2 protein-coding genes are annotated in these 4,988 nt (G+C 76.1%); both read left to right on the forward strand.

The window, feature by feature from the left end:
* Positions 1-128 precede the first annotated feature (128 nt).
* Complete coding sequence (locus HYE82_RS33910; protein WP_256988064.1) at positions 129-2,201, forward strand: UrvD/REP family ATP-dependent DNA helicase; 2,073 nt, start codon at positions 129-131, stop codon at positions 2,199-2,201.
* A gap of 154 nt (positions 2,202-2,355) precedes the next feature.
* A partial coding sequence (locus HYE82_RS33915; protein WP_179178063.1) for an ATP-dependent helicase occupies positions 2,356-4,988 on the forward strand: 2,633 nt, incomplete at its 3' end.

The raw sequence follows: 4,988 nt of genomic DNA on the forward strand, positions 1-4,988 counted from the left end.
CCGCAGCCCTGGCCACACCGCCCCCCACCCCGACAGAACTCGCCGAGGCCCCCGGGACGGCCGAGGCGGCACGGGCATCCGAGACCGCTGGGACGGCTGAGACGGCCGAGACCGCTGGGACGGCTGGGATGGCTGGTTCGGCTGGTACGGCTGAGACAGCCGAGACTGCTGGGTCCATCAAGACCGTCGCGGCGGACGAGACCGTCGAGACCGTCGAGGCGGACGAGCTCGCCCAGGCGGCAGATGCTGCCGAGTCGGCCGAGCCTGCCGAGGTGCCCGAGTCGGCCGGGGCCGTCGGGGCCGGGGTCGATGTCGGGTGGGTCGGCGTCGAGGCGGCGTTGACGCTGCTCACCTCGCCGCTCGGCGGGATGGACGCCGCCGACCTGCGCCGGCTCGGGCGCGCGCTGCGCGACGAGGAGCGGGCCGCCGGGGTCACCGTCCCCGCGCCCTCGGACGTGCTGCTCGCCCGCGCCCTTGCCGAGCCGGAGCGTCTCGTCGCGCACGACCCGGCGTACGCCCGTGGCGCGCAGCGCCTCGGCCTGCTCCTGCGCAAGACCCGCGAGCTGCTCCAGGGCGGCGGCACCGCCGAAGAGGCCCTGTGGGCCCTCTGGGACGGCACCCCCTGGCCCCAGCGGCTGGAGCGCAACGCCCGCCGCGGCGGCCCGGCCGGCCGCAACGCCGACCGGGACCTCGACGCCGTCTGCGCCCTCTTCGACACCGCCTCCCGCGCCGAGGAGCGCACCGGCGGCCGCGGCGCCCTCAACTTCCTCGAACAGCTCGAGGCCGAGGACATCGCCGCCGACACCCTGACCCGTCGCGCCACCCGCCGCGAGGCCGTCCGGCTCATGACCGCGCACCGCTCCAAGGGGCTGGAGTGGCAGCTCGTCGTCGTCGCCGGCGTGCAGGAGGGCCTGTGGCCCGACCTCCGGCGCCGCGGCTCCCTCCTCGAAGCCGACCGGATCGGCCGCGACGGGCTCGCCGAACCCCTCGGCCCCGGCTCCCTCCTCGCCGAGGAGCGCCGCCTGTTCTACGTCGCCGCCACCCGGGCCCGCGAGCGACTCGTCGTCACCGCCGTCAAGGCCCCGGCCGAGGACGGCGACCAGCCCTCCCGCTTCCTCACCGAGCTCGGGGTCACCCCCAAGGACGTCTCCGGCCGGCCGCGCCGCCCCCTGTCCGTCCCCGCGCTCGTCGCCGAACTGCGCGCCACCACCGTCGACCCGGACGCCTCGCCCGCGCTCCGCGACGCCGCCGCCCGCCGCCTCGCCCGCCTGGCCGCACTCACCGACGAGGACGACCGGCCGCTGGTCCCCGCCGCGCACCCGCAGCGCTGGTGGGGCCTGTACGAACCGACCCGCAGCAGCGTCCCGCTCCGCGACCGCAACCGGCCCGTCACCCTTTCGGGCAGCGCCCTGGACCAGCTCGCCAACACCTGCTCCCTCCAGTGGTTCCTGGGCCGCGAGGTCAAGGCCGACGCCCCGGCCACCGCCGCCCAGGGCTTCGGCAACGTCGTCCACGTCCTCGCCGACGAGGTCGCCTCCGGCCGCACCCCCGCCGACCTCGCCGTCCTCATGGAGCGCCTCGACTCGGTCTGGGACGCCCTCGCCTTCGACGCGCCCTGGAAGTCCCGCCAGGAGAAGGACAACGCCCGCGCGGCCCTGGAACGCTTCCTGCGCTGGCACACCACCGACCGCGGGGGCAGGGCGGCGGTCGCCACGGAGCACGACTTCGACGTCACGCTCGAAGCGGGCGAGTACGCCGTCCGGATCCGGGGTTCCATGGACCGGGTCGAGGCGGACCCGCAGGGGCGTGCGTACGTCGTCGACTTCAAGACCGGCAAGTCCGCGCCGACCAAGGACGAGGTGGCCCGGCACCCGCAGCTCGCCGTGTACCAGCTCGCCGTCCGCGAGGGCGCCGTCGACGAGGCCTTCGACGGCACGCGGCCCGCCCCCGGCGGCGCCGAGCTGGTCCACCTGCGCCAGGGCGCTGCCGTGCGCGACGGCGGCGCCACCGTCCCCAAGGTCCAGGGGCAGGAGCCGCTGTCGCCGGGATCCTCCGGCGAGTGGGTCGGCGACCTGCTGGCGACCGCCGCCGGCCGGGTCCTCGACGAGCGGTTCGCCCCCGCGCCCGGCCGGCACTGCGGCCACTGCTCCTTCCGCAGCTCGTGCAGCGCCCGCCCGGAGGGCCGCCAGACCGTGGAGTGACCCGGTCGGCCCCGGTCGCGGACCGCGGAGCGGGATCACGTCGAACCAGTCGCCGCCCACGCCGGACTGCGCGGGCAAGTGACCCGCGTCGCAGCAGCCCGGGGTGTGAGACGGATCGCGGGGGAATGTCGGCCCGGACGGCTAGCCTTTCCGGGTGTCCGCGCGCCCCTCCTCCCACCTCACCGACCCCGAGCAGCTCAAGGAGCTCCTCGGCATCCCGTTCACCCCCGAGCAGCTGGACTGCATCACCGCCCCGCCGGCCCCGCAGGTCATCGTGGCCGGAGCCGGGTCCGGCAAGACCACGGTCATGGCCGCCCGGGTGGTGTGGCTGGTCGGCACCGGAACGGTCGCGCCCTCCCAGGTCCTCGGCCTGACCTTCACCAACAAGGCCGCCGGCGAGCTCGCCGAGCGCGTACGGGCGGCCCTCGCGCAGGCCGGCATCACCGACCCGGACCCCTCCCCGGCGGACACGGCCGGCACCGCCCGCGTCTCCGTCTCCGGCCTTGGTGCCGGTGCCGGTGCCGGTGCCGACGCCGCGGCGGGCGGCGAGCCCCGCATCTCCACCTACCACGCCTTCGCCGGCCAGCTCCTGAAGGACCACGGCCTGCGCATCGGCCTGGAGCCCAGCGCCCGGCTGCTCGCCGACGCCACGCGCTTCCAGCTCGCCGCGCGCGTGCTCCGGGAAGCCCCCGGCCCGTACCCGGCGCTCACCAAGTCCGTCCCCGACCTGGTCAGCGACCTCCTCGCGCTCGACGCGGAGCTGTCCGAGCACCTGGTCACCCCCGAGCGGCTGCGTGCGTACGACACCGCGCTGCTCGACGAACTCGCCGGCACCCGCCTCGGCAACGAGGAGCTGCGCAAGATCCCCGAGGCGGTCCGCGGCCGTCTGGAACTGCTGGAGCTGACCGAGCGCTACCGGGCCGCCAAGCGCTCCCGCGACCTGCTCGACTTCAGCGACCAGATAGCCCTGTGCGCCGAGCTCGCCACCACCCGCCCCGAGGTGGGGGCGCTGCTGCGCGAGGAGTTCCGCGTGGTCCTCCTCGACGAGTACCAGGACACCTCCGTCGCCCAGCGGCTCCTGCTGTCCGGGCTGTTCGGCGGGGGCACCGGGCACGCCGTCACCGCCGTCGGCGACCCCTGCCAGGCGATCTACGGGTGGCGCGGCGCGTCCGTGGCCAACCTCGACGACTTCCCCGAGCACTTCCCGTACGCCGACGGCAGCCCCGCCACCCGGTTCTCCCTCAGCGAGAACCGGCGCAGCGGCGGCCGACTCCTCGACCTCGCCAACGGCCTCGCGGCCCCCCTGCGCGCCATGCACGAGGGCGTCGAGGCGCTGCGCCCCGCGCCGGGGGAAGAGCAGGCGGGTTCCGTCCGCTGCGCCCTGCTGCGCACGCACGCAGAGGAACTCGACTGGCTCGGCGACTCGGTCGCGCACCTGGTGCGGACGGGCACCGAGCCCCGGCAGATCGCCGTGCTGTGCCGGGGCGCGGCGGACTTCGCGCAGATCCAGGCGGCGCTGGTGGCCCGCGACGTGCCGGTCGAGGTGGTCGGCCTCTCCGGGCTGCTGCACCTGCCCGAGGTCGCCGACCTGATCGCGGTGTGCGAGGTGCTCCAGGACCCGGGCGCCAACGCCTCCCTCGTCCGCCTCCTCATCGGGCCGCGCTGGCGCATCGGCGCCCGCGACCTGGCCCTGCTGGGCCGGCGCGCCCGGCAGCTGGTCGGGCGCGCCCAGCCCGGGACGGACCCGGAGGGGCGGCTGGCCGCCGCCGTGGAGGGCGTGGACCCGGCCGAGATCATCTCCCTGGCCGACGCCCTGGAAACGTTCCTGGACGGCGCGGGGGGCGAGGCGTCCGGCTCCGCCGGCTCCGTGGACGACCTGCCGTTCTCGGCGGCCGCCCGCATCCGCTTCGCACACCTCGCCCAGGAGCTGCGCGACCTGCGGCGCTCCCTCGCCGACCCGCTGATGGACGTCCTGCACCGGGTGCTGGCCGCGACCGGCCTCGACGTGGAGCTGTCGGCCTCCCCGCACGCCCTGGCCGCGCGCCGCCGCGAGACCCTCTCGTCGTTCCTCGACGTGGCCGCCGGCTTCGCCTCCCTCGACGGCGAGGCGTCCCTGCTGGCCTTCCTGGCCTTCCTGCGGACCGCCGTCCAGTACGAGAAGGGCCTCGACCACGCCCTGCCGGGCGGCGAGAACACGGTCAAGGTGCTCACCGCCCACAAGTCCAAGGGGCTGGAGTGGGACGTCGTGGTCGTCCCCGACCTGTGCGCGGGCTCGTTCCCGAAGCAGAAGCCGCCGGAGGCCTGGACCTCGTACGCGAAGGTCCTGCCGTACGCGCTGCGCGGCGACGCGCCCACCCTGCCGGCCGGTCCCGAGTGGACCTCGGCGGGCATGAAGTCCTTCAAGGCGGCCCTGAAGGAGCACAAGGAGGTGGAGGAACTCCGCCTCGGCTACGTGACCTTCACCCGCCCGCGCTCGCTGCTCCTGGCCTCCGCCCACTGGTGGGGCCCGACGCAGAAGAAGCGGCGCGGGCCGTCGCCGTTCCTCCGGGCGCTGTACGAGCACTGCGTCGCGGGCCACGGCGAGATCGACGCCTGGGCCGAGGAGCCGGCCGAGGACGAGGAGAACCCGGCCCTGGCCGCCGGGTCCGCCCGGGAGCACTCCTGGCCGCTGCCCCTGGACCCGGATTCGCTGGCCCTGCGCCGCGCGGCGGCGGCCCTGGTGGAATCCCACCTGGCGACCACGCGCCCGGAGCCCGCCCCCGCGCCCCCGGACGACCACCTCCGGCC

It is taken from the genome of Streptomyces sp. BR123, assembly GCF_013401435.1.
Lineage (GTDB): Bacteria > Actinomycetota > Actinomycetes > Streptomycetales > Streptomycetaceae > Streptomyces.